The 21255-nt window shown below is 63.2% G+C and carries 27 protein-coding genes; all 27 read left to right on the plus strand.

The genetic code is table 11. From position 1 onward, the window contains the following. The first annotated feature begins 118 nt into the window (after positions 1–118). The 27 genes from ACE4RL_RS04610 to ACE4RL_RS04740 all read left to right on the plus strand — a co-directional run bounded on the left by ACE4RL_RS04610 (position 119) and on the right by ACE4RL_RS04740 (position 21229). Positions 119–457, plus strand: a complete 339-nt coding sequence (locus ACE4RL_RS04610; RefSeq protein WP_375599346.1) for a winged helix-turn-helix domain-containing protein — start codon at positions 119–121, stop codon at positions 455–457. Beyond that, complete coding sequence (locus ACE4RL_RS04615; RefSeq protein ID WP_375599347.1) at positions 450–1250, plus strand: DUF6551 family protein; 801 nt, start codon at positions 450–452, stop codon at positions 1248–1250. Before ACE4RL_RS04610 ends, ACE4RL_RS04615 begins: the two co-directional genes overlap by 8 nt. Then, complete coding sequence (locus ACE4RL_RS04620) at positions 1250–3046, plus strand: ParB/RepB/Spo0J family partition protein (RefSeq protein WP_375599348.1); 1797 nt, start codon at positions 1250–1252, stop codon at positions 3044–3046. The genes ACE4RL_RS04615 and ACE4RL_RS04620 overlap by 1 nt, the downstream gene beginning before the upstream one ends. Next, positions 3043–3222, plus strand: a complete 180-nt coding sequence (locus ACE4RL_RS04625; protein WP_375599349.1) for a hypothetical protein — start codon at positions 3043–3045, stop codon at positions 3220–3222. Before ACE4RL_RS04620 ends, ACE4RL_RS04625 begins: the two co-directional genes overlap by 4 nt. Further along, on the plus strand, positions 3215–3409 hold the full coding sequence (locus tag ACE4RL_RS04630) for a hypothetical protein (protein ID WP_375599350.1): 195 nt from the start codon (positions 3215–3217) through the stop codon (positions 3407–3409). Before ACE4RL_RS04625 ends, ACE4RL_RS04630 begins: the two co-directional genes overlap by 8 nt. Beyond that, positions 3406–3666 (plus strand): hypothetical protein, encoded by a 261-nt coding sequence (locus tag ACE4RL_RS04635; RefSeq protein ID WP_375599351.1) that lies wholly within the window; start codon positions 3406–3408, stop codon positions 3664–3666. The genes ACE4RL_RS04630 and ACE4RL_RS04635 overlap by 4 nt, the downstream gene beginning before the upstream one ends. Continuing rightward, positions 3663–3881 carry a helix-turn-helix domain-containing protein gene (locus ACE4RL_RS04640; RefSeq protein ID WP_375599352.1) on the plus strand — a complete coding sequence of 73 codons (219 nt, stop codon included), beginning with the start codon at positions 3663–3665 and terminating at the stop codon, positions 3879–3881. Before ACE4RL_RS04635 ends, ACE4RL_RS04640 begins: the two co-directional genes overlap by 4 nt. Beyond that, complete coding sequence (locus tag ACE4RL_RS04645; protein WP_375599353.1) at positions 3878–4195, plus strand: hypothetical protein; 318 nt, start codon at positions 3878–3880, stop codon at positions 4193–4195. Before ACE4RL_RS04640 ends, ACE4RL_RS04645 begins: the two co-directional genes overlap by 4 nt. Next, positions 4192–5418, plus strand: coding sequence for a primase-helicase zinc-binding domain-containing protein (locus tag ACE4RL_RS04650; protein ID WP_375599354.1), 1227 nt, complete (start codon positions 4192–4194; stop codon positions 5416–5418). The genes ACE4RL_RS04645 and ACE4RL_RS04650 overlap by 4 nt, the downstream gene beginning before the upstream one ends. Then, entirely contained in the window at positions 5415–7280 is a 1866-nt protein-coding gene (locus ACE4RL_RS04655; RefSeq protein ID WP_375599355.1) for a phage/plasmid primase, P4 family, read from the plus strand. The genes ACE4RL_RS04650 and ACE4RL_RS04655 overlap by 4 nt, the downstream gene beginning before the upstream one ends. 263 nt (positions 7281–7543) lie before the next feature. Further along, on the plus strand, positions 7544–7849 hold the full coding sequence (locus ACE4RL_RS04660) for a hypothetical protein (protein WP_375599356.1): 306 nt from the start codon (positions 7544–7546) through the stop codon (positions 7847–7849). Then, on the plus strand, positions 7846–8637 hold the full coding sequence (locus ACE4RL_RS04665; RefSeq protein ID WP_375599357.1) for a BRO family protein: 792 nt from the start codon (positions 7846–7848) through the stop codon (positions 8635–8637). The genes ACE4RL_RS04660 and ACE4RL_RS04665 overlap by 4 nt, the downstream gene beginning before the upstream one ends. Before the next feature lie 414 nt (positions 8638–9051). Continuing rightward, positions 9052–9639 carry a hypothetical protein gene (locus tag ACE4RL_RS04670; protein WP_375599358.1) on the plus strand — a complete coding sequence of 196 codons (588 nt, stop codon included), beginning with the start codon at positions 9052–9054 and terminating at the stop codon, positions 9637–9639. A gap of 90 nt (positions 9640–9729) precedes the next feature. Further along, positions 9730–10518, plus strand: a complete 789-nt coding sequence (locus tag ACE4RL_RS04675; protein WP_375599359.1) for a hypothetical protein — start codon at positions 9730–9732, stop codon at positions 10516–10518. A gap of 121 nt (positions 10519–10639) precedes the next feature. Beyond that, on the plus strand, positions 10640–11257 hold the full coding sequence (locus ACE4RL_RS04680; RefSeq protein ID WP_375599360.1) for a hypothetical protein: 618 nt from the start codon (positions 10640–10642) through the stop codon (positions 11255–11257). Then, positions 11257–13233 (plus strand): phage terminase large subunit family protein, encoded by a 1977-nt coding sequence (locus ACE4RL_RS04685; RefSeq protein WP_375599361.1) that lies wholly within the window; start codon positions 11257–11259, stop codon positions 13231–13233. The genes ACE4RL_RS04680 and ACE4RL_RS04685 overlap by 1 nt, the downstream gene beginning before the upstream one ends. Then, positions 13233–13466 (plus strand): DUF6148 family protein, encoded by a 234-nt coding sequence (locus tag ACE4RL_RS04690; protein ID WP_375599362.1) that lies wholly within the window; start codon positions 13233–13235, stop codon positions 13464–13466. The genes ACE4RL_RS04685 and ACE4RL_RS04690 overlap by 1 nt, the downstream gene beginning before the upstream one ends. After that, on the plus strand, positions 13467–15050 hold the full coding sequence (locus ACE4RL_RS04695) for a phage portal protein (protein ID WP_375599363.1): 1584 nt from the start codon (positions 13467–13469) through the stop codon (positions 15048–15050). Further along, on the plus strand, positions 15047–16420 hold the full coding sequence (locus ACE4RL_RS04700; protein WP_375599364.1) for a S49 family peptidase: 1374 nt from the start codon (positions 15047–15049) through the stop codon (positions 16418–16420). The genes ACE4RL_RS04695 and ACE4RL_RS04700 overlap by 4 nt, the downstream gene beginning before the upstream one ends. A 2-nt stretch (positions 16421–16422) precedes the next feature. After that, on the plus strand, positions 16423–16869 hold the full coding sequence (locus ACE4RL_RS04705; protein ID WP_375599365.1) for a hypothetical protein: 447 nt from the start codon (positions 16423–16425) through the stop codon (positions 16867–16869). 31 nt (positions 16870–16900) lie between these two features. Continuing rightward, entirely contained in the window at positions 16901–17842 is a 942-nt protein-coding gene (locus tag ACE4RL_RS04710) for a Mu-like prophage major head subunit gpT family protein (protein ID WP_375599366.1), read from the plus strand. Between the two features lie 85 nt (positions 17843–17927). After that, entirely contained in the window at positions 17928–18530 is a 603-nt protein-coding gene (locus tag ACE4RL_RS04715; protein ID WP_375599367.1) for a hypothetical protein, read from the plus strand. 2 nt (positions 18531–18532) lie between these two features. Then, the gene (locus tag ACE4RL_RS04720; RefSeq protein WP_375599368.1) at positions 18533–18751 is read left to right on the plus strand and encodes a hypothetical protein; all 219 of its coding nucleotides are present in this window, start codon (positions 18533–18535) and stop codon (positions 18749–18751) included. Further along, on the plus strand, positions 18741–19046 hold the full coding sequence (locus tag ACE4RL_RS04725; protein ID WP_375599369.1) for a hypothetical protein: 306 nt from the start codon (positions 18741–18743) through the stop codon (positions 19044–19046). Before ACE4RL_RS04720 ends, ACE4RL_RS04725 begins: the two co-directional genes overlap by 11 nt. Next, positions 19046–19495 (plus strand): hypothetical protein, encoded by a 450-nt coding sequence (locus ACE4RL_RS04730; RefSeq protein WP_375599370.1) that lies wholly within the window; start codon positions 19046–19048, stop codon positions 19493–19495. The genes ACE4RL_RS04725 and ACE4RL_RS04730 overlap by 1 nt, the downstream gene beginning before the upstream one ends. 11 nt (positions 19496–19506) lie before the next feature. Continuing rightward, complete coding sequence (locus ACE4RL_RS04735) at positions 19507–19767, plus strand: hypothetical protein (RefSeq protein ID WP_375599371.1); 261 nt, start codon at positions 19507–19509, stop codon at positions 19765–19767. A gap of 160 nt (positions 19768–19927) precedes the next feature. Beyond that, positions 19928–21229 carry a hypothetical protein gene (locus ACE4RL_RS04740; RefSeq protein ID WP_375599372.1) on the plus strand — a complete coding sequence of 434 codons (1302 nt, stop codon included), beginning with the start codon at positions 19928–19930 and terminating at the stop codon, positions 21227–21229. The last annotated feature ends 26 nt before the right edge of the window (positions 21230–21255 follow it).

Consider the following 21255-nt stretch of genomic DNA (forward strand, 5'->3'; position numbering starts at 1 on the left):
TTTGGCGCAGTCGAGTTTTTTCGACAGCCGACATCGCAGAGTTACTGCACGTTCCGGAGTCAGAAATCGCACGGCTGGTCTCTGTCGCGCGCTCCCTCGCAAGGGAAGGTGTAGCGCCGTGAGTTGTACCTGTCCCACCTGTGGCGGCGCACTGCGACCAGGCAGCGAAATCCGCGTCGATCTCGAAGCGGGAATTGTTGTCGGAAACGGTCATGCCGCTGTTCTGACCAATGCAGAGCATGCGCTGTTTGAGGCGCTCTGGTCTGCCAGGCCCCGCACCCTGTCCAAAGAGCAGTTGCTGGCCGCGACCAGCGGACTCGGTTTCGACGACCGGGAAATAAAGATCGTCGATGTCTTCATTTGCAAGGCCCGAAAGAAGCTGAAGCCCCTCGGCCTCGAGATCGGGACCGTCTGGGGCAGGGGCTACCGGATTGTTGGAGGCTCAACCAATGAGTGAAATCCGCATGGATGTCGGCCAGAGGCCGAAACTGGACTGGGTCGACGTGGCGCTGATCGACGTCGACCACAATTATCAGCGCGACGTCGATGGTCGAAGTGTCGAGAAAATACTTGCGGCTTTTCGCTGGGATCACTTTGGCGCTGTCGTTCTGTCGGAAAAAGCCGATGGCCGCTTCAATGTCACTGACGGGCAGCATCGGGTGAAGGCAGCGCAGCTCCACCCGAGTGTCACCCATGTGCCGGCGATGATCCTGCAATTGGAGGGTACGCCTGGTGAGGCCGAGAATTTTCTCGTCATCAACCGGGCTCGCCGGGCCGTGTCGACCATCGAGATCTATTGGGCAGGTCTTGCCTCCGAGGATCCGCAGACGCTCCGGATCAAGTCCGTTCTCGACCAGGCCGACTGTGAGGTCTGTGCGGCCCATGGCGAGTATCGTCCTGGGCATACTATGGCCGTTACAGCGGTCGGCCGCTCGATCACTCGATATGGGGAGAGTGCCACGGTTGATGCTCTCAAGACCATTCGGGCCGCCTGGCCAAAGGATGCCAAGTCGCTGCGTGGCAGTCTGATCACCGCGCTGGCGCGGATCTTTCGCGCTAGCGAAAGGATCGACCATGACAGGCTGGTCAAGGTGCTTGCTCCAAAGAGCTTTGTAGAGCTGACGGCACATGCCGAGGCCTTCCGCAAACTGTCTGGTGGCTCGGCGGACACCGTTCTCGCCCGCACAATCACCGAGCTCTACAACAAGGGGCTCTCCACAAACATCATCTATTTTGGGGAGGCTGTGTGATGGCCAAGTCCAAAGCTGCAGCCGCTCCACAAGCGGTCAGCAAGACCATTGCGTTACACGAATTGCGAGCCGGAGATTCCGTCAATGCCCGCCGTACCGGTCGCGACAGCGCCCTGGACGAACTCAAGGCGTCGATCCTGGCGCATGGGGTGGTCCAGTCGCTGCGGGTGCGCATCGTCGATGACGCCTTTTATGAGGTTGTCGCCGGCAATCGTCGACTGATGGCCCTGCAGGCGTTGCAGTCCGATGGCAAGATCGATGGCGATTATCCCGTTCCTGTCATTGTCGACATGATCGACGACGCCCGGGCGCATGAGCTCAGCATCGTCGAGAATGTCGAGCGCGTGCCGGTGTCGCCGGTCGATGAAGTGCGAGCCTATGGTCGACTCTTCGAGGATGGGCTTGATGCCAAGGGGATTGCCCTGCGTTTCGGCGTGCCGACCACGCGGGTGCAACAGCGGCTAAAGCTCGCAGCCTTGCATCCGCAAGTCCTGGACGCGCTTGATGCCGGCGAGATCAATTTCGATACTGCTCAGGCTTTCACCGTTGCTGAGCCGAGCCGGCAGATCGAGGTTTTCAAGGCACTCAAGGCTTCGCGTTCTCTCTATGCCTATAGTGTGCGACGGGAAATCACCGACAACTACCTGCGCAGCGACAGCGGACTGGCCAAGCTGATCGGCAAGGACGCTTACCTCGCTGCCGGCGGCGAAGTCGTCGCCGATCTCTTCGAAAGCCATGCCTACTGGACCAGCCGCGAGATCATCACCCAGTTGGTCGAGGCGAAATGGGCCGACCAGATTGGCGTGTGGCTCGCCGAGGGATGGGGCTGGGCCAAACCTGCGGGAGACGTGCCGGACCTCTGGGACCGCGATCGGCTCTATCCAGAGCATGTTCCCCCCGCTGCCGAAGACGCTGCGCGGTTGGAAGCGATCGAGCGTGCGCTTGATGAGCTCGGTGACGGCGGCGCCATGGAAGATGATCCAAGAGTCGCGGCGCTCGTTGCGGAACAGGACGTAATCGAGGCGCGGAACCAGCCCGTCTATCCGGCCGAAAAGCGCGGCGACTACGGCGTCGTCTATTTTCCCGAAGATGGTCGGGCCATGTTTGGTATTGGCGAACCGCGCAAGGCCGCCAAGGCGTCGACCGCCAAGGCAGCGCTCCCGCCTGAAGACCCTGCTGCTGTGGGTCCGACGCTCTCTGAATATCTCTCGAGCGCGCTTTCCGATTCCATCCGCACAGAAGTTGCGGCCGATCCTGACCTGGCATTGCCACTGCTGGCAGCGTGCTTTGCCGTCGGGCAGGGTGGCGGGACTTTGCCGGCGCATCTCAGCGTTGGCCATGCAACGGATGCCTCGCGAGACGGCAAGCAGGAACTTCTGGAGGCCTTCCGCTACTTCGACGAGATGCCAGACGAGGAACTGCTGGCATCGATCGCCCGCATGTTCGCCAATGCGCTCGACGTGCGAGACAGCTTCCTCGACCAGAAGCTGAAATATTCGTCGAGCCCCGAGGCTGGCCGGCGGACGCTTGTGGCGCAACTGGTAGATGTGGTCGAGCCGCGGGCGTTTCCGGAATTCGACGCCGCTGTCTATTTCGATGGCGTCAAGAAGCCCCTCATCGCGGCGGCCTTCAAGGAAATTACCGGCGAGACCATAAAGGACGGCAGAAAGGGAGATATGGCCGCAACTACTGCCAAGCTTGCGGTGGAACATGGCTGGCTGCCGATCGCGCTTCGCAATGTCAGCTATGACGGCCCTGGGTCGGACGCGGCTCTCGTGCAGGCGGCGGCGGAATGATCGGCCTGGTTCGAAACTGGCTGCGCCAGCGGCGGCTGCGACGGCAATTGGAGCAGATGGCGCCGCGGCCGTTTGTCGACACGCCCGAGGCTCGTGACGCGCGCCGGGTGATCCCCGGTGAAACCCGCGAACAGGCGCGGAAACGACTGGCGAAGTACAGGCGCACCGATGGCTGAGGCCTTACCTGGCCGGCTGATCCGGCATGCCGAAAACGCCGAGCGGATGCGCGACCGGTACAGCTATCGCGGCAATGCGAAGTATCCGCGGGCGTTCCCTTGCGACTACTGGCGGCATTTTGATGCCATGGCCAAGGACCTGCGCCGAGCGGCAGAGATCCTGCACGAAGCCGAGGTGTCAGCATGACCAGCACAGAATTGCTCGCCCACTGTCCCTTCTGCGGCGGCCTCGAGGCGGAAATCGTTGAATGTGAATTCACGGAACAGGATGCGCTCGAGGAAGGCTGGGACCAGACAGACTTCTACTTTGTCGCGTGTCCCTGTGGGGCTCAACATGGCGACTATCCCGGCCATACGACACCAGCACTGGCAATCGCCGCCTGGAATGGCCGCCATGATTGCGCGGACGATACGCGCCCTCTGACATCGGAGGCGATCAATTGAGCGTCCCTCAATCCCATCACGACGAGCTGCGCCTGGCGCTGATCCGGCTCGATACGTCGCCCAGCGAAATGCAGTTCCACTATGTCCGCGCCGTGCTCGATGAAGAGGATGGCTGTGTCAGCCGTGCCGCTCGCCGCATGGGCGTTCATCGCCGGACCTTGCAGCGCATGTTGAATAAAAGGGGCCCCAAGCCCCGGGCAGAGGTGCGCACATGAGCGAGGGGCAAATCTCGCCGTGGCTGCCGGAGCAGGATCGGCATCGGCTCGCAGTGCTCGGCAAGCTCGCCGAAGAATGCAACGAGCTGGCTGGCCGCGCGGTCCGATGCATCATTCAAGGGCTAGACGAGGTCGATCCGGACACCGGTCGGACCAATCGGGCGGAGCTTGAGCGCGAAATCGCCGACGTCGAAGCATGCCTCAGTCAAGCACAGAAGCGGCTAGGCGTGGCTTTCGACCTTGACCGGGCCGCAGGCAAGTCTCGCGGCTTCGACAGGTGGCATGATCTGATCGACGAGGCGAGGGAGCCATGAGCCTGCCCCTCGAACTGCAGACCCTCAAGGAAGAGGCCGAGGCCGTCACCTGCTGGAGCTGGGCGACGTTCAAGGGCTGGAAGCTCGGGCCGGGGACCGACAAGGCCGGGCCTTGCCCCAATTGCGGCGGCACGGATCGCTTCGCCATCCACACGACCAAGAACACCTTCAACTGCCGGCAGTGCGGCCTCGCCGGGGGCGGTGTCATCGACCTGGTGATGAAGACCGAGAACGTCAAGTTTGTGAAGGCCTGCGAGCTGATTACCGGCCGCACCGTGGCCGATCCGATCTCGGCCGAGGAACAGGCGCGCATTCACCAGGAAGCCGAACGGCGCGAGCAGGAGCGCGCGGCCGAGGAAGAAAAGCGCCGGCTGCGCGCCATCAATGAGGGCCTTTCCATCTGGGAGCGCACGGCTGAGCCGGGCCCGGAGGGTTGCGGCGGCGTCGCCGACTATCTCGCGCTGCGCGGAATCGGCGTGCGCCTCGACAAGGTTCTCATCCGCGAAATCGCGGCGCACCCCTATGTCGTCGAGGTCGAAGGCGAGAATGGCCGCAAGAGCTATCCGACCATCCACACCGGCCCCTGCATGGTGGCGGCCGTGGTGCTGGCTGATGGTTCATTCGGCGCCGTGCACCAGACCTGGATCGATCTCAGCCAGCCCAATGGCAAGGTGCAGCTGGTCCACCCGGTCAAGACCGACAAGGATGGCGCGCCGCTGGCGCTGCCGGCAAAGAAGGTGCGCGGCAGCAAGAAGGGCGGCGCCATCAAGCTGTTCCAGCCTCGTGGCGCCACCCGCATCGTCATGGGTGAAGGCATCGAGACCACGCTCACCATGCTTCGGCACAATTTCGAGCCGGGCACAGCCTATTGGGCCGGGGTGGACCTGGGCAACATGGCCGGCCGGGCTTTGCTCGGCACGGATGGCAAGCGCCATGAGGATCAGCCGAACCTCGATGATCGCGACAGTTTCGTGCCGCCCGACTGGTGCACCGAGCTGATCTATCTCTGCGACAGCGACGAGCCGGAGACCAAGACGGTGGAGAAGGTGACACGCGGCCTGCGGCGCGCCCTGGCGCTGCGCGAGGCTGCCCGCGCTGAGAACCCAGAATTGCCCTCGCTCGAGGTTCGCTTTGTCGAACCGATCGGCGACGGGAAGGACCTCAATGACCTGGTGCGGGTGAGCCTCTCGCCCCCAGGCTCTGGCCCAGGCCAACCGCGATGACTGATACACCCGACGACGAAAATCCGGTCAAGAAGGCTGCCAAAAAGCAGACCAAGGTGACGCTCACCGTGGTCGATGGCGGCAAGGCGGACAAAAGTGGCTCTGGCCCCGGCGAACCGCGGGCGGAAAAGCCCAAGCGCGGCCGCAGGACGAAGGCTGAGACATCTCCCAAGCCGGAAAGCGACGATCCGGGGCCGGACGATTCCGATGTGCTGGACGGCCCGGAGGATTTTGGCAGCAATGATGACCTGGCCGAAGCCGAACGCATCATCATCCGCTGGTGTGCTGCGCTGGACCAGAACGATCGCGACAATGGCCGCCGCCTGGTCGCATGGTTCGGTGAGAACCTGCGCTATGTGACCGGCCTGGGCTGGCTTTACTGGCGCGGAACCCACTGGGCGCGCGACGAGGCGGACCTCGAGGTGCGTCTGCTCGCCCAGATGGTAGTGGACAAGATCAAGCTCGAGGCCGTCGAGCTCGAGGCCAGTGACAAGCAGAAGGCCATTCTCGATCGCTCCAAGGAATTGCTGCGCAAGAAGGACGATCTGAGCGCGGCCGAGGAGCGGGTCATCAAGACCGCAACCGAAATCATGACGGCATTGAGCAAGCGGAGATCCTCTCGGCTGAGCTTTGCCGTGTCATCGGGGAACATCACCCGGACCAAGGCCATGCTGGAACAGGCCCAGTCGCTCCAAGCGCTGCCGATCGAGCAGCTCGATGCTGACCACTACCTGTTCAACGTCGCCAATGGCACGCTGCGCTTCTGGCGCGAGATCGACCCGGATCAGCCAGAGGGCGGTGTGCGCAAGATCGGCCGCTTCGAATTCCGCGAGCATAACCGGGCCGATCTCATCACGAAAATGGCCGAGGTCGAGTATCACGCCGAGGCCGAGGCGCCTTTCTTCCATGAGACCTTCATGGCCAAGGTGCAGCCCGAGTTGCGCTGGCGCACCTTTATCCAGGTGTCGACGGCCGTGGCGTTGCTGTTTGGTGGCAATGACGAGCAGCGGCTGTTCTATCACTATGGCAAGGGCGCCAACGGCAAGAGCGCATTTTTCGAGCTGATCGGCCGCCTCGGTGGCAGCTATCGGCAGATTGCCTCGCCAGAAACCATCACCGGGGACGGGCAGCGCGGGGGCCAGCAGGCCAATCCCGACATCGCCCGGCTGCACAACGCCCGCCTGGTGACGATCGAGGAATTGCCCAAGAACACGCCGCTGCGCGAAGAGCTGATCAAGGCGCTCACGGGTGGCACGAAGATCCTCGCGCGGTTCCTCAACAAGGATTTCTTCGAGTTCATGCCGCAGTTCACGCCCATGCTGTCGGGCAATAACAAGCCTGCCATCTCGGGGACTGACGAGGGCATCTGGCGGCGCTTCCTGTTCATCATCTGGGGCGTGACGATTCCGGAAGGCGAGCGCATGGCGCCGACCGAACTGGCGGCGCGGCTCGACGCCGAGCGATCGGGCGTGCTCAACTGGCTGATCGAGGGCGCCTTGCTCTACCTCACCCACGGGCTGGACTATTTCACGCCCAATGAGGCCAAGGCCTTCGCCCAGGACTACCGGCAGGAGCGCGACAATGTCGGCGTGTTTGCCGAGGTGGCGATCGAGAAGGTCGACCCCACCGAAAAGGCCAAGGTGCAGGCGGGCGATCTCTACAAGGCGTATCTGCGCTGGTGCGAGATCAACCAGCTCAAGGCCGCCAGCAATCGCAGCTTTGGCGACCGGCTCAATGACCTGGGCTTCCAGAAGACCAGGTCCAATTTCTACTATTATGTCGACATTCGCCTGCGCGACGACCTGGCCGGCACGACGGCCGACGGCCCCCCCAAACGTCACAGGGACGATCCGGGGTATTGATGATGGCGCACTTGAAAATTCGGGCAAATGAGCGCATGTTGATCTCGCTTCGGGAGACCGGAGCCGAGATTGACAGCTCGTTTGTCCAGTGGCGCCCAAACCGCGCCGCGACCCGTTCGCCGGGCGCGGTTTTGTTATGGTCGGGCGCAATGGGAGGCCTTCGGGCCTGCCGGTTCCACTGGGCCGGTCTGTCAACCCGTTGTCGCCCGGCCGCCCAATTGACAGGGGGTCGCCGGGTTCAATCGAACCAGTGGAGACCCGCCATGGGTGAATTGTCCCTTTCCCGACGTACTGTTCTCTCCGGCCTCGCCGCCGCGCCTTTGGTGGCGCTGCCCACCGTTGCCGCACCAGCCCCCGCGCCGCTTCCCGACCCGCTGACCATATCGGCACCGCTGATGGCCGCCATGCAGCAATGGCGCTGGACCACGGTGCGGCTGCGCACGCTGCGCCGCGAATTCCGGCCGGGATCGCGCGCGATCACCAAGGCCAAGGCGGAAGAGGCGCAGGCCTTCAACCACATGCTGGACAGCATCTGTCTTGAACTGGACGTGGAAAGGAGTGACGCATGACAAGTCTACAGAATTTCGTGTTCGAGGATGATGCGCAAAGCCATGCCGTGCGCGTGGTGCTGCGCGAAGGCGAGCCCTGGTTTGTTGCCAAGGATGTGTGTGCCATTCTCGGCGTGGGAGACGCCTCGCAAGCAGTTGAGCCACTCGATGATGATGAAAAGGGTACGGGTTCAATCCGTACCCCTGCCCGACCTGATCCCTCTTCAACAGGGAGCAGCTATGAGCAGCATCGTGATATGGTGGTGGTCTCCGAAGGCGGGCTCTACACCCTGATCCTGCGCTCCCGCCAGGCCACCACGCCCGGCTCGCCGGCGCATCGCTTCCGCAAATGGGTGACGGCCGAGCTGCTGCCGCAGATCCGCAAGACCGGCCGCTATACCCCGGACCCCGCCGAGACCTTCGACTGGGAGGCGATCGGGGCCAAAGTCCAGCTGGTGCGCGAGGCTCGATTGACCGCCGGGCGCAAAGCGGCGCAGGCGTTGTGGAGCGTTCTCGGCCTGCCCACTGGCCTGGAGGAGCCGCCACCCATGCGCGGCGGGGCACTGCAAGGGATTGATTTCGTGCGGCAATGGCTGGCCGAGCGCACGGCCGAGGATCGATCCAGCCGCGTGCAAGCCTCGGTGCTCTACCGCGATTTTGAGCAATGGCTGGCCAAGCAGAACGGGCCTGGCATGACCATGGCGGCCTTCGGGCGCTGCATGGCCGAGCTGGGGCAGCGCAAGACCACCTCGAACACCGTCCAATATCTGGGCATTCGCCTCAAGCATATCAGCGAGATGATGGGCTGACCCTTCGCCCATAGAGCCCCGCAGGGACGATTCGCCGCCCCTGCGCCTGCGCCCCCGCACCCCCTCAGACAAGAGAAAAGGCAGTCCCAAACCTCCCGCCGCTCACGCGGCGCGATAGAGGTTTGGGAGATTTGCGGGATGGTGAATGCAAAAGTCCCAAGCTGATTACAATAGCAAAATCAACGCTTTGCGCCGAATTTGGGAGGGTCGGGACTGTGCCCGCTCGCGTATAGTATGGGGGACGGGGTGTGGGGTGTGTCCATTGGGGTCTGGGGGCTGAAACTGGCCATATGTGTCACGGCAGACCGTCCCGAGTGTTCCACCCTCTATAACACCCTCTGATCGCTTCGCTTTTTCCGAGGGATATTCCCTTCTGAATATCCCAGAACCATCCCAAAGGGAGGTTTGGCTCTAATGCCAAAGGCAATGGACGTAGAAGACCTGTTGATCTGGGCGTTTCGTGACCAGAAGATCGAAGCGGTGGCGGCGCGGTTGATGCCATCGGGGTTGAGTGCGTCACCCGAAAGCAATCTGGCGCAGATACTGGCGTTGGGGTGTCGGGTGCAGACGTCATCGGCTGGGGCGATGCACATGGCGGTCCAGTGCCATGAGGATGCGGCGGTGATCTATGACGCGGTGATGGCCTTGCCGTCCGACGCCTGGGTGCTGGTGATCAAGCATGCTCGCAACGCAACGCGACCCGACTGGATTGAGGAGGGGCCGGGCCGGTGGATCGATCAGGTCGACAGGAATGGCCATCCGAAGAAGCTCTATATCGACAGCGACGCAAAGAAAGGCTTCATCGGTTATGCGCCGCCGGTGCTTGAAGGTGTAGACCCGGTCGAGGTCGAGGAGGCGCGCCGGGCCTATGATGTGTGGCGCTATGCCCTGGTCGACCTGGTGCCGCTGCTCAACGCAGAGATGGTCGACCATGAGGCCATCGGGCCGGAGGTTGCCGCGCGCCCTTGGGAGAAGAAAGAAAGGGTGTTGACGGCTCCGTAAAAATTGACATAGCTTCACCACAACAAATCAGGTCTGCAGATAGGCGCTTCGGGAAACCCGCGGCGCCTTTGTTGTTTCCGGGGTGTGGGCATGGCGGTTACTGCGCGCCAGGGCAACGCCCTGATGTCCCTGTCCTTCGAGGCTGATCTCAAACAGGTACGTCGTGATCTCCCAGATTGGGCGGGGCGACGGATCAACTCGATCACCCGCAATGCACTCAACGATGCTGTTGTCGAAGGCGTGTTCGCCGAGCAGGACAAGATCAGGGGCATCTTTGATCGTCCAAAGCCACTGACCCAGAAGGCTGTGCTCTACCGGCGTGCCACTTCGGACAGTCTGACCGCATGGGTGTTCATTCGGGACGAGGCGGCCAAGGGCACACCTCCCTCGAAGTATCTGATGCCGCAGGTGTTGGGCGGTCCACGTGGTGCCAAGCGCTTCGAGGCCGCATTGCGGGCCATCGGTGTGATGCGGGGTGATGAGTTCGCCGTGCCCGCCATCGGATACAAGCGCGATGCTTATGGCAATGTGCCGGGCTCGACCATCGTGTCGATCCTCTCGCAACTCAAGGCGCATCGTGATGTCGGCTACATGATGAACGAAACCGCGCCATCGGCAGCCCGCAACAGGCGCTCTCGCAAGGCCCGGTACTTCGTACCATCGGGGTATAGGGCAGAGAAGGCGATCGGACGCTTGCCGCGTGGCATCTATGAGCGCCGGGGCAACACGGTTCGGGCCGTGTTCATGTTCGTCAAGCAGCCGAGCTATCGGAAGCGCTATGATTTCGGCCAGGCCGCATCGGCCAAGGTCAGTCGGGTGTTCTGGTCGTACTGGCAGCGGCACTTCTACCGCGAACTGGCCAAGCAAACGGCCCGATAGGCGATCATGGGTCCTTCTGGGACTTCGCGCGCTGCGGGTAATTCGGGCCCCGGGCATTCGCCAGTCTGACGGGATTTTTAGAGCCTAAACAGCGCTCTAAACAGGAGCCTAAAGAGCTAAAATGCAAACCATGTCCAAGGGCGACTTCGCCCGGGAGTGCAATGTCACGCCCGGCCGCGTCAGCCAGTGGCTCAGCGACGGTGTGATCGGGCGCGACTGCCTCGACGGTGAGGGGCGCAATGCCCGCATCATCGTCGATCGGGCAAAAGCGCAGATCGCCCTTCGGCGCGATCCTGGACAGGCCATGGGCAACGGACTGGGCACGCGGCTCGATTTTGGCCCTTCCGAGCCGCAAACACCCGATGAGCCCGAACGGCCGCAAAAGCGCGATGACGTTGCGCACCAGATCCAGCTCGAACGCCTCGAGCAGGAGAAGCGCAGGAACCGGCGCGAGACGATCGATGAGCAGGAGCGGCTCGGCACGCTGGTGCCGGCCGGCGAGGTAAGGGCGCAAATGACGCGCCTGGCGCAGCAGGTCGATGAGGCAAACGGCGCCATGCTGGCGGACTTTGCCGCGGCGATTGCAGCGCGATTCGAGGTGCCGCAGCGTGACGTGCTGCACGAGCTGCGGCGGGTGCGCACGGAAAAGAAGACAGCCGAGGCGGAGCGCGCCCGGGACCGCGCAAAGGTCCTGCCGGAAACGGTCGAGCTGGTTGTTGGCGAAGTGGCGGGTGCCTGATGCAGATGATCGTCAATGTCGCCAATGCCGAGCGTATTGCGACCGAGGTCTTTGCCGAGGTCATGACGCCGCCGCCACCGGTCGACTATCTCGGCTGGGCTGAAAGCAACATCGTGTTCTCGCAGCGCGAGAGCCCGATGCCGGGACCCTACAATCGGGACCTGTTCTTTTACTTCGACGAGATCCTGCGGGCGCTATCGCCGGATGATCCGTGCCGCGTCGTCACGATGGCGAAATCGGCGCAGCTCGGCGGGACCGTCCTGGCGAACATCTTCTGCGGCGGCTCGATGGACATGGACCCGGGAGATTTCCTCTATGTCCATCCGACCGAGAACAACGCGCAGCGCTGGAGCAAGATGAAGCTCTCGCCCATGCTCAAGGGCACCACGGCACTGGCCAAAGTGTTCCCGAGCAAGGCGCGCGATGGCCTCGACAGCGTGCTCTACAAGGAGCGCCTGGACGGCAAGGGCGCCATCCAGATCTCGGGGGCCAATTCGCCGGCGTCGCTGTCGCAGGTGACGATGAAGCGCCAGGTGCAGGATGACCTGGCCAAATGGGAGATGAATGCGGCTGGTGATCCCGAAACGCAGGCCGACAGCCGTAGCCAGGCGCATGAGTTCGCCAAGATCTTCAAGATATCGACGCCACTGGTCGAACCAGGGTGCCGGATCACCAAGGCCTTCGAACAGGGCAGCCAGGAGAAACTCTATCTGCCGTGCCCGCACTGCGGGCACAGCCAGACCCTCGAATGGGAGAATTTCCTCGCCAATCTCGACGAGGAACACCCGGAGCGGTCGCATTTCCTGTGTGTTGCGCCGGATTGTGGTGGGGTCATCGAGGATTGGCATCGCCCGAGCATGTTTGCGGCCGCCAAGAAGCTGGAAGCCCAGGGCGTACCCGCATGGCGTGCCAGCAATCCCGGTGCCAAGCGGGTGCACCGGTCGTTTCACCTCTGGTCGGCCTATTCGCTGCTGCAGAGTTTTGAGCGCATTGCCCGCGCCTGGTTGACCGGCCGAGGCAATCCAGCGTCCGAACAGACGTTCTTCAATGATGTCGTCGGCCGGGCCTATCGGACGCTGGGCGATGCGCCATCCTGGGAAGTGCTGCGCGACCGAGGGGCAAAGTCGGAACGCGAGCGCGGTCGCATCCCGGCGGGGCATGTCATCGTCACCTGCGGGGTGGACTGTCAGAAAGACCGGGTGGAGTGGCAGGTTGTTGCCTGGGCGCGCGAGCACAAGCGGGCCATTGTCGATCATGGTGTTTTCCCGGGCCATGTTTCGTCCGACCAGGCACGGGCCTTCCTCGACGGTCTGTTGAAGCAGGGCTTCGTGAATGCCTATGGCCGGCGGCTCGAAATCGACGTGCTGGCGATCGATGGCAATGCCTGGACGGATGATGTTTGGGGCTGGGCGAAGAAGCACCCGGCAAGCCGCGTCATTATGGTCCGTGGTGTCGGTTCCGAGGCGGCGCCGCTGCTGATCGGCGTGAAAAAGGAAGTGAACCGGCAGGGCAAGCGGTTGCCCTACAGCAAGCGGTTCTTCAACTTCGCCACGTCGGTCCTGAAGATGGCGCTCTACCGGAACCTGGCCAAAGACGACCAGGCAGAGCGCGGTTATGTCGACCTGCCCAGTGACCTCGAGGATGAGTTCTACAGGCAGCTAACGGCGGAGAGCCGCAAGCGCGTCACCACGCGCCAAGGCTTCGAACACTATGTCTGGGTCAAGGACCCGAACCAGGCCAATGAAGGTCTAGACACGCATTTGCAGGCGGAGGCCGCCTTCATTCGCATTTCCGGCCCGACCCGGGCGCTGATGGATGCGGTCTGGGAGCGTTACGAGCGCGAGCGGGACAGCGTCCCTGCGCCGGTGCAGGGCGACCTGGAAGATTTGCTGGCACAAGCGCCCGCGCCACAGCCGGCATTGGCACATCCTGCACAGAGTGTGCGGCCACGGGTCCGAAAAATGAGGGTCAGGTGATGGCTGGAATTACACTGGCGCAGGCCGAGGCCAAGCTGGCCATTTGGCTCGCCGCCGAAGAAGCGCTCGCCACCAACCAGGAGTACATGATCGAGGTCGATGGCTCCCGGCGCATGCTCAAGCGGTCGGACCTGGCCGAGGTGGCCAAGCGCATCGATTACTGGGACGGCAAGGTGAAGTCCCTGACTGCTGCGGCTGCAGGGCGCTCCCGCACAAGGTATTTGGTGAACTAGATGGCCGTGGCAAAGCGGAACTCACTGCGCGGGCGCGCCGCCTTGGCCCTCGCGGGCCTCGGCACGTCCATCAATCGCGGCTTCACCGGTGCGGCGATGTCCGTTGCCGGGTTGTCCCCTGGCCGCGGAGGCTACCAGGCCGGCAATCGCAATAGCCGCCGCACACGGAACTGGAAGGCCGGCGAGGGGAGCCCCGCGACCGACATTTTGCCGGACCTGGGGACGCTGCGCGGCCGGTCGCGCGACCTCGAGCGCAATCACCCGCTGGTTGCTGGCGCCATGGCGACCAAGACCAATGGTGTTGTCGGTACCGGGCTGGTGCTGCGCAGTGTCATCGATGGCGACGTGCTTGGGATCGAGGATCCGGCGGAACGGGCGGCGCTGCAGTATCAGATCGAACGCGAGTGGGAGATTTTCGAGGCCGAGTGCGACTGGACCGGACAGCAGCATTTCCAGGACATGCAGCGGCTGATGTATCGGTCTGCGCGCGTTTCGGGGGACCTCGGCATCGCGCGGCGGTACCGGAAGCGCTTCGGCGAGACCTATGGCACGCGCCTGGTGCTGATCGAGGCCGACCGGATCGGCAATCCCAATCGGAAGCCGGACACGGATGTGCTCCAGGGTGGGGTGCAGCGCACAAAGGATGGCGAAGAGCTGGGATACTGGATCGCCGATCGGCACCCGGGAGACCTCGCAGCGACAGCCATCCAGTGGTCGTATATTGCCCGTCGTGGCGCGCAGTCGGGAATGGTGCAGTTTCTGCTGCCCCGCCAGTTTTCGCGGCCGGGGCAGGTGCGCGGCGTGCCCCTGTTCGCGCCGATCATCGAGCAGCTCAAGCAGCTGGGTGACTATACCGACGCCGAAATCAAGGCGGCGGTCAACGACGCGTACCTGTTTGCCTTTGAGGAAACGGGCCTCGGCGAGGATGGGGAGCCGCTGCTGACCAATCCACAGGGCCAGCAGGACGAAACCGGCGAGCTGACGCTCGAGGACCTGACTATCACCACGCTGCCCTATGGCAGCAAGATCAACGTGAAGAAGCCGGAACGTCCGAATGCGGCGTTCGGCGACTTCGTAAAGTCGTTCTGCGAGTATATCGGCGTCGCTCTGAGCCTGCCGTATGAAGTGCTGCTCATGCACTTCAATTCGAGCTTCTCCGCATCGCGCGGGGCGCTCGAGGTCGCCTACAAGGCCGACCAGGTCGACCAGGCCTGGCTGATCCGCAGCGCCATCGACCAGATCCGTCTCTGGCAGTTCACCGAAATGGTGGCCCTCGGCCGCTTCGATGCGCCGGGTTTCTTCGATGATCCGATCAAGCGGAACGCCTGGCTCGGCAGGGTGTGGGTCGGCCCCACGCGCATCCAGATCAACCCGCAGGTCGAGTCCAATTCTGACAAGACCGATATCGAGATGGGCGTGAAGACCCGCGAGCAGGTGATGACCGAGCGCACGGGCGGCGACTTCGACACCAAGAGCGCGCAGATCCTGCACGAGCGCAAGACGCTGGGTGCAGAGCCCGGGGCAGCTGCGCAACCTCGCAACGATGAACCCAACAACGACGGCACGGATCGGAACCAGCCATGACCGTACTTGCTCGCATCGCCGACCTGGTGCTGAACCAGCCTCTGCTGCTGACCCCGGAAAAGGCCGAAGTCGTGGCGAGCGTCCTGGCTGGGCGCATCGGCATCGACGGGCCAGACCTCAGCCGCTTCGAAGGCTCGCCCGTCCTGATCGAGGCAGACGGTTCGCGCCGCGCCCGGCCGTTCAACGTGTCGAGCGGAATCGGCATCATCACGATCACCGGGTCGCTGGTGAACCGTGGGGCCTGGGTGGGGGCATCATCTGGCCTGACCTCCTATGAGGGCATCCAGTTCCAGCTCAAGCAGGCCGACAGGGCCAGCGATGTGCGCGCCATCGTGCTTGACCTGCATACGCCAGGGGGTGAGGCAGTCGGCGCCTTCGAAACGGCCGCCATGGTCCGCGACATCGCGAGCCGCAAGCCGATCATCGCCCTGGTCAATGGCGTGGCGGCGTCGGCGGGATACCTGATCGCCAGCGGCGCCACCGAAATCGTCACAACCTCGTCCGGCGTGTCCGGTTCGATCGGCGTGGTGACCCTGCATGTCGACGCATCCGCCAAGCTGGAACAGGACGGGCTCAAGCCGACGCTGATCATCGCCGGCGCCCACAAGGCAGACGGCCATCCATTTGGCCCGCTGCCCGACAGCGTCCGTGCCGATTGGCAGGCTCGGATCGACAGCCTTTATGCCGACTTCGTCACCGCTGTCGCCACCGGGCGGGGCAAGCGCATGACGGCGGATGCCGCCCGCGCCACCGAAGCCCGCATCTATACCGGGCAGCAGGCGGTCGATGTCGGCCTTGCTGACCGTGTCGGCACATTCGAATCGGTCCTTGCGGACCTGACCCGCGCCCCCGGGCGCTCTCCCTCGCAGAAAGGACGATCCATGAGCGAGAACAACGGCGCCCCCGCGGCCGAAAGCAACGCGGGACTGACGCAGGCTGATCTCGATGCTGCGGTGGCGAAAGCCGTCGCCGATGTCGGCACCAAGCATGAGGCATCGCTGAAGGCCGAACGTGAGCGCATCGTCGCGCTCGATGCCCTGATCCCCCATGTCAAAGGCAATGCCGACGGAATCAAGATCATCACTGAGGCCAAGGCTTCGGGCGCCTCGGCCCCGGATACGGCACTGGCTCTCGTCGAGGCAGGCGTGTTTGCCAAGGCTGGCGTTCTCGGCGCGTTGGAAGGCGATGACGCGGGCGCATCCGCCGCTGCGCCGGCTGGTGAAGGCGAGGGCAAGCCTGTTGCTCAGACCCCTGAAGGCTGGAAGGCCGAGTGGGAAGCCAGCGAGAAGCTGCAGGCCGATTTCCCGAAGGCCGAGCACTACGTGAACCTCAAGAAGCATGAGGCCCGCAAGGGCAAGAAAGGAGCCTGATCGTGACCACGCTCGCAGCCAACAAGCAGCGGCAGTTCCAGATCGACGATAAGGAAGAATATCCCGTCGTTGCTGCCGATATCATCTACCAGGGCGCCGCTGTCGGCGAGAATGGCTCCGGCTATGCTCGTCCCCTTGTCGCCGGCGACCCGTTCCTCGGCTTCAACGTCGCCAAGGCAGATAACTCCGCTGGCGCAGCTGGTGCCATCGGCGTCCAGGTTCGGACCCGTGGCCGTATCCGCCTGACCGTCGCGGGCGCCACGGCTATCACCGCCAATGATCGCGTCCCGGTCTATGCCAGTGACGACGATACCTTCACCCTCACCGCCACCAGCAATTCGCTGATTGGCTTTGTCTCCCGCTGGATCGCCTCCACCGACTGCATCGTCGAGTTCGATGCGGCGCTGGCGAAGGCGCATACCGACGCGCTCGCCGCTGCGGCCGTTTAAGGCGCGAACCTGAAAGAAAGGAACCACATCAATGCGCCCTTCGCAGTTTGACTACATCACCGACTCCTCGGTGATCGCGATGATGCTCACCGCGATCGACGTGGGCGGTACCGGCTGGGTGGACCAGCTGGCCATGCGCGTCGATTCCGACGACGGCAGCGAGGACTATGGCTGGCTCGGCAACGTGCCGGGCCTGCATGAGTTCATCGGCGGCCGCCGGGTTGAAGAGCTGAAGGAATATTCCTTCAGGATCGACAACAAGGATTTCGAGAGCAGCATCCGTGTCCAGCGCAAGGATATGCGTCGCGACAAGATGGGCATGATCGAGCGCCGCGTCGCCCAGTTTGGCGAACGTGTTCTCGGCCACCCCGCGAAGCTGCTCTCGACCCTGATCGTCAATGGCGAAAGCCAGGTCTGCTATGACGGCCAGTACTTCTTCGACACGGACCACAAGGACCGTGACGAGGCCGCGCAGAGCAACGACATCAGCAAGGCCATTGCAGCGCCGACCGCACCGACCTCGGCGGACATGACCGACGGCATCATGGCAGCCATCCAGGCCATGTACGGCTTCACCGACGACCAGGGCGAGCCGACCAACCAGTCGGCCATGCAGTTCCTGGTGATGGTGCCTGTGACCATGATGCGCGCTGCCCTCGAGGCGGTCACCGCGCTTCTGGCTTCGGGTGGCGGCACCAACCTGCTGCCGGCGCTCAAGGGTAAGCTCGACATCACGGTGCAGGTTAATCCGCGCCTCACCAGCTGGACCGCCAAGTTCGCCGTGTTCCGCACCGATGGCCAGGTGAAACCCTTCGTGCTGCAGCAGGAGTACGACGCCGAACCCTGGGCCCTTGGTCCGGACAGCGAGCACTGCACCAAGACCGGTGAATGCATGTATGGCGTCGATTGGGGCGGCAATGTCGGGTACGGCGACTGGCGCGGTGCCGTGCTGGTGACCTTCACCCAGGCCTAGCCCATCAGCTGGGTGGCAAGAAGAAAGCCCGCGCCTCGTGCGCGGGCTTGGTTGTTTCCATCCCCCGAAACCCGGAGTTCCTACGATGTCCAAGAAGAAAGACACGCTGCTGACCGTAGCGGTCGGTGGCGCGATCCCGGCCGGCCACAAGCTGCAGCTCACCTCTGCGCAGGCCGATGCCCGCCGACACCTGCTGGTGACCGACGCCAAGGAGAAGGATGCCTTCTCCTGGAAGGGCGATGGGCGCCGCGCCTTCACCACGGCCGGTCCGACCTATTTCAAGGCTGGCGAGCAGCTCGCGATCGACAGCGATCTGGACCGGGGTCTCGAAATCATGTTCGGCATTGCCGATTCGGGTTCGGAAGAAGCCAAGCCCGTCAAGGATGCCGGCGGAAAGAAGCCGACCAGGGCCGAGCTCGCCAAGGCCTTCGAGGAAGGTAAGGCAGAGGGGAAGGCGGACGCCGCCTCCGAGCTGGACACGAAGCTGGCAGACGCCAAGAAGGAAGGCCGCGCCGAAATGCTGGCCGAGATCGAGCAGCGCAATGCGCTTTTCGAGGCGCTCGAGACCGCGCAGGCGGCACAGGAGAGCCTGGCATCCGATGCTGACAATGCTGCCAAGGCGGCCGCGCAGAAGGCCGTGGATGACGCGCAGGCGGCCATTGACGCGCTGAAGCCGCTGGAGGCCTGATCATGGCCCCCAAGACCGCGGGCATCGTCCTCTTGACCGATGCGCCACTCGGCGAAAACCGGTTCCCGAAAGGCACCAGTTTCACAGTTGTCGACAAGTTGCCCCGGGATCTCGGGCCGGGTGAGGTCGACAAGTCGACCGCTGCCGCGTGGAAGCGGCTTGGATGGGTGCGCGATGCCAAGCCCAGCATCAAGCCGCCGCGGGGCGACGATGCCGGTTGAGAGTGCTGCTGATCGCGCCGTGTTCTTCAACCCCGACGAGTTCGGAGCGGAAGTCATCTGGACCGGTTCGATCGATCCGATCCCGGTGCTGCCGCAGACCGGTACATTGCTGATCGGCGCCCTTGACGGTCCCGACACGCAGATCCGCGAGGCCACGATTGTGTTGCGCGAGGCCGATCTGCCGTCCGGCTATGCGCAGGACGATGAAGTGACGCTCAACGGCACGAGTTACCTTGCCCGCTCGATCGAGCCCGACGGAACCGGCATGGCGCTTGTGCGGCTGGAGAAAGCCTGATGCCTGACCATGCTCGCAAACAGATCCGCGCGGCGGCCGTCTCCGACCTGACTGGCCTGGCAACGACCGGCGCGAATGTCTTCAATGCCCGGGTGAAGCCCATCCGGGAAGAGGACATGCCCTGTCTCAATGTCTTCCTGCTCGATGAGACTTCGGACTGGGATGCGCAGGGGACGCTGGTTCGCACCGGCGACCTGGTGGTCGAGGGCAGGACGCAGGGCGGCGACACTTTGTTCGATGCGCTCGATCAGATCGCCGCCGAAGTCGAGACTGCGATCTATGACGAAACGCCGGCCCTTGAAGACCTTCTCTACAATATCGGGACGCCCCGAACCCAGATCGAACTGCAGGACACGCAGCAAGGCGCCGACCGGCGCACCGGCATCATTCGCATTCTGTTTCAGGTGCAGTATCGCACCGGCCAGAATGACCCCACCACGATCATCTAGGAGAAATCACGATGGACACCTTTGCAGGACGTGACAGCGGCGTCGATGCACCTGTCGGGAGCGGGGCGGCCGTGGCGCCCAATGACGACACGGATCTGACGATCGTGACGCGCGCTGTCTATGTCGGCGGCAGCGGCAACCTCGCTGTCATCATGCAGAGTGGTGCGGAACTGACCTTCGAGAACGTCAGCGATGGCCAGTTGCTGCCCATCCGGGTGTCGCGGATCAAGTCCACCGGCACAACGGCAACCAGCATTGTGGGGCTGTGGTGATCGGGGTCGGCGTCAGTCTGACAGGGGTTGCCGCCCTAGGAAAGGGCGTGCGTCCCCCAGCAGGATTTGCCTTCATCCGCACCGTGCCGGGAACGGTCATGGTCGATCAGAATAATCGCCGGGTAATCGGCGTTGCACTCGCTGGCCAAGGGGTTGCAGCATGACGAATTTCCAGACCGCCGCCCAGATGACGGGCCAGCCCTACAACAGCCACTTCATCATTCTAGGCGATAGCCGTGTGGACCAATGCACATACACGGCGACAGGCCCCACCATCGAGGCGTGGCCTGCCATCGGACACACCAATTGGCTGCGGTTCAAAACCGGTCAGCGCATTTGGTGGAATGGTGAGGCCGACAATTTCGGTATCGCTGGAGAGTACAGCAGCGAAGTTCTGGCCCGCACCGACGCCGCCCTTGCCGCCAGCGATGCTGCTATATGGATCGTTCTCGTTTCGACCAACGACCGCACCAACAACCGCTACCCCGCCTATACGGCTGCCGAAACGATTGGCTATCTAGAGCAAATCCGGGACAAGATCATCGCGGCTGGCCGCGTCTGCATTTTCGTGGCGGAAACCCCGCGCGGCGACACGACCTACACTGCTCAGCGGCTCACCAGCCCACAATTGCAATACCACATGGCAGTGCACGATTGGCTCCTGAGCCAACGCGACGTTGCCGGGGTGTATGTGGGCGACCCCTGGCCAGCAATGGCGTTGGCAAGCTCAAGCACCGGGGACGCAATAGTTGGCAAAACCGCCGATGGTTTGCACCAGGCGTCCTTAGGGGCGCGAGACATGGGCAACTCGCTCGTGGACATCATCAATACGATCGTCCCGCCCGTCGCCATTCTGCCGTCCTCGAATACGGATCAGTACGACGCCACCTATTTTCCGGAAGGCTGTCTCAATCTCAACCCGATGCTGACGGGCACCTCGGGAACGGTCGGGTCATCGTCTGGCGCGACCATCTCGGGCCAGCTTGCCGACAGCTATTCCAACGCCTATCAGAACGTATCTGGCCTGACGTTCACGTTTTCCAAGGTCACGGACAGCGACGGCGTTGCTTGGCAACAGGTGGCGATCTCCGGGACGGCTCCAGCGAGCGGAAATTCGACGGCCTCTGTGTGCCGCGCGCTTCCGGCAACAGGTCGGTTCACCATCGGGGATGTCCTGGAGGGCGTTGCCGAATTTGAGTGGGATGCCGGAATGACCGGCGTTCAGGGTATCGGTCTCCAGTGGAATGAGAACACGACCGGCAACTCTTGCGTGGATATGGGCGGATCATCCAACGGACTGCCGTTTGCCACCACGGCGGATCGCGGCGTCATGAAGACCCCGAAGGCAGCGATCACTGAGGTGAATATCCGGTTCAGCCCGACCGTGCAGTTCATCAACGGCGCGACGGTTAGCGCGACCATTCGCTTCCGTGCAATGGGCCTGCGCAAGGTCATCTCCTAGCTGCCGCCCTAATCCCATAAGTGGGG

Origin of the sequence: Devosia polycyclovorans (genome assembly GCF_042181575.1) — a bacterium.
GTDB classification, from domain to species: Bacteria; Pseudomonadota; Alphaproteobacteria; order Rhizobiales; family Devosiaceae; genus Devosia; species Devosia polycyclovorans.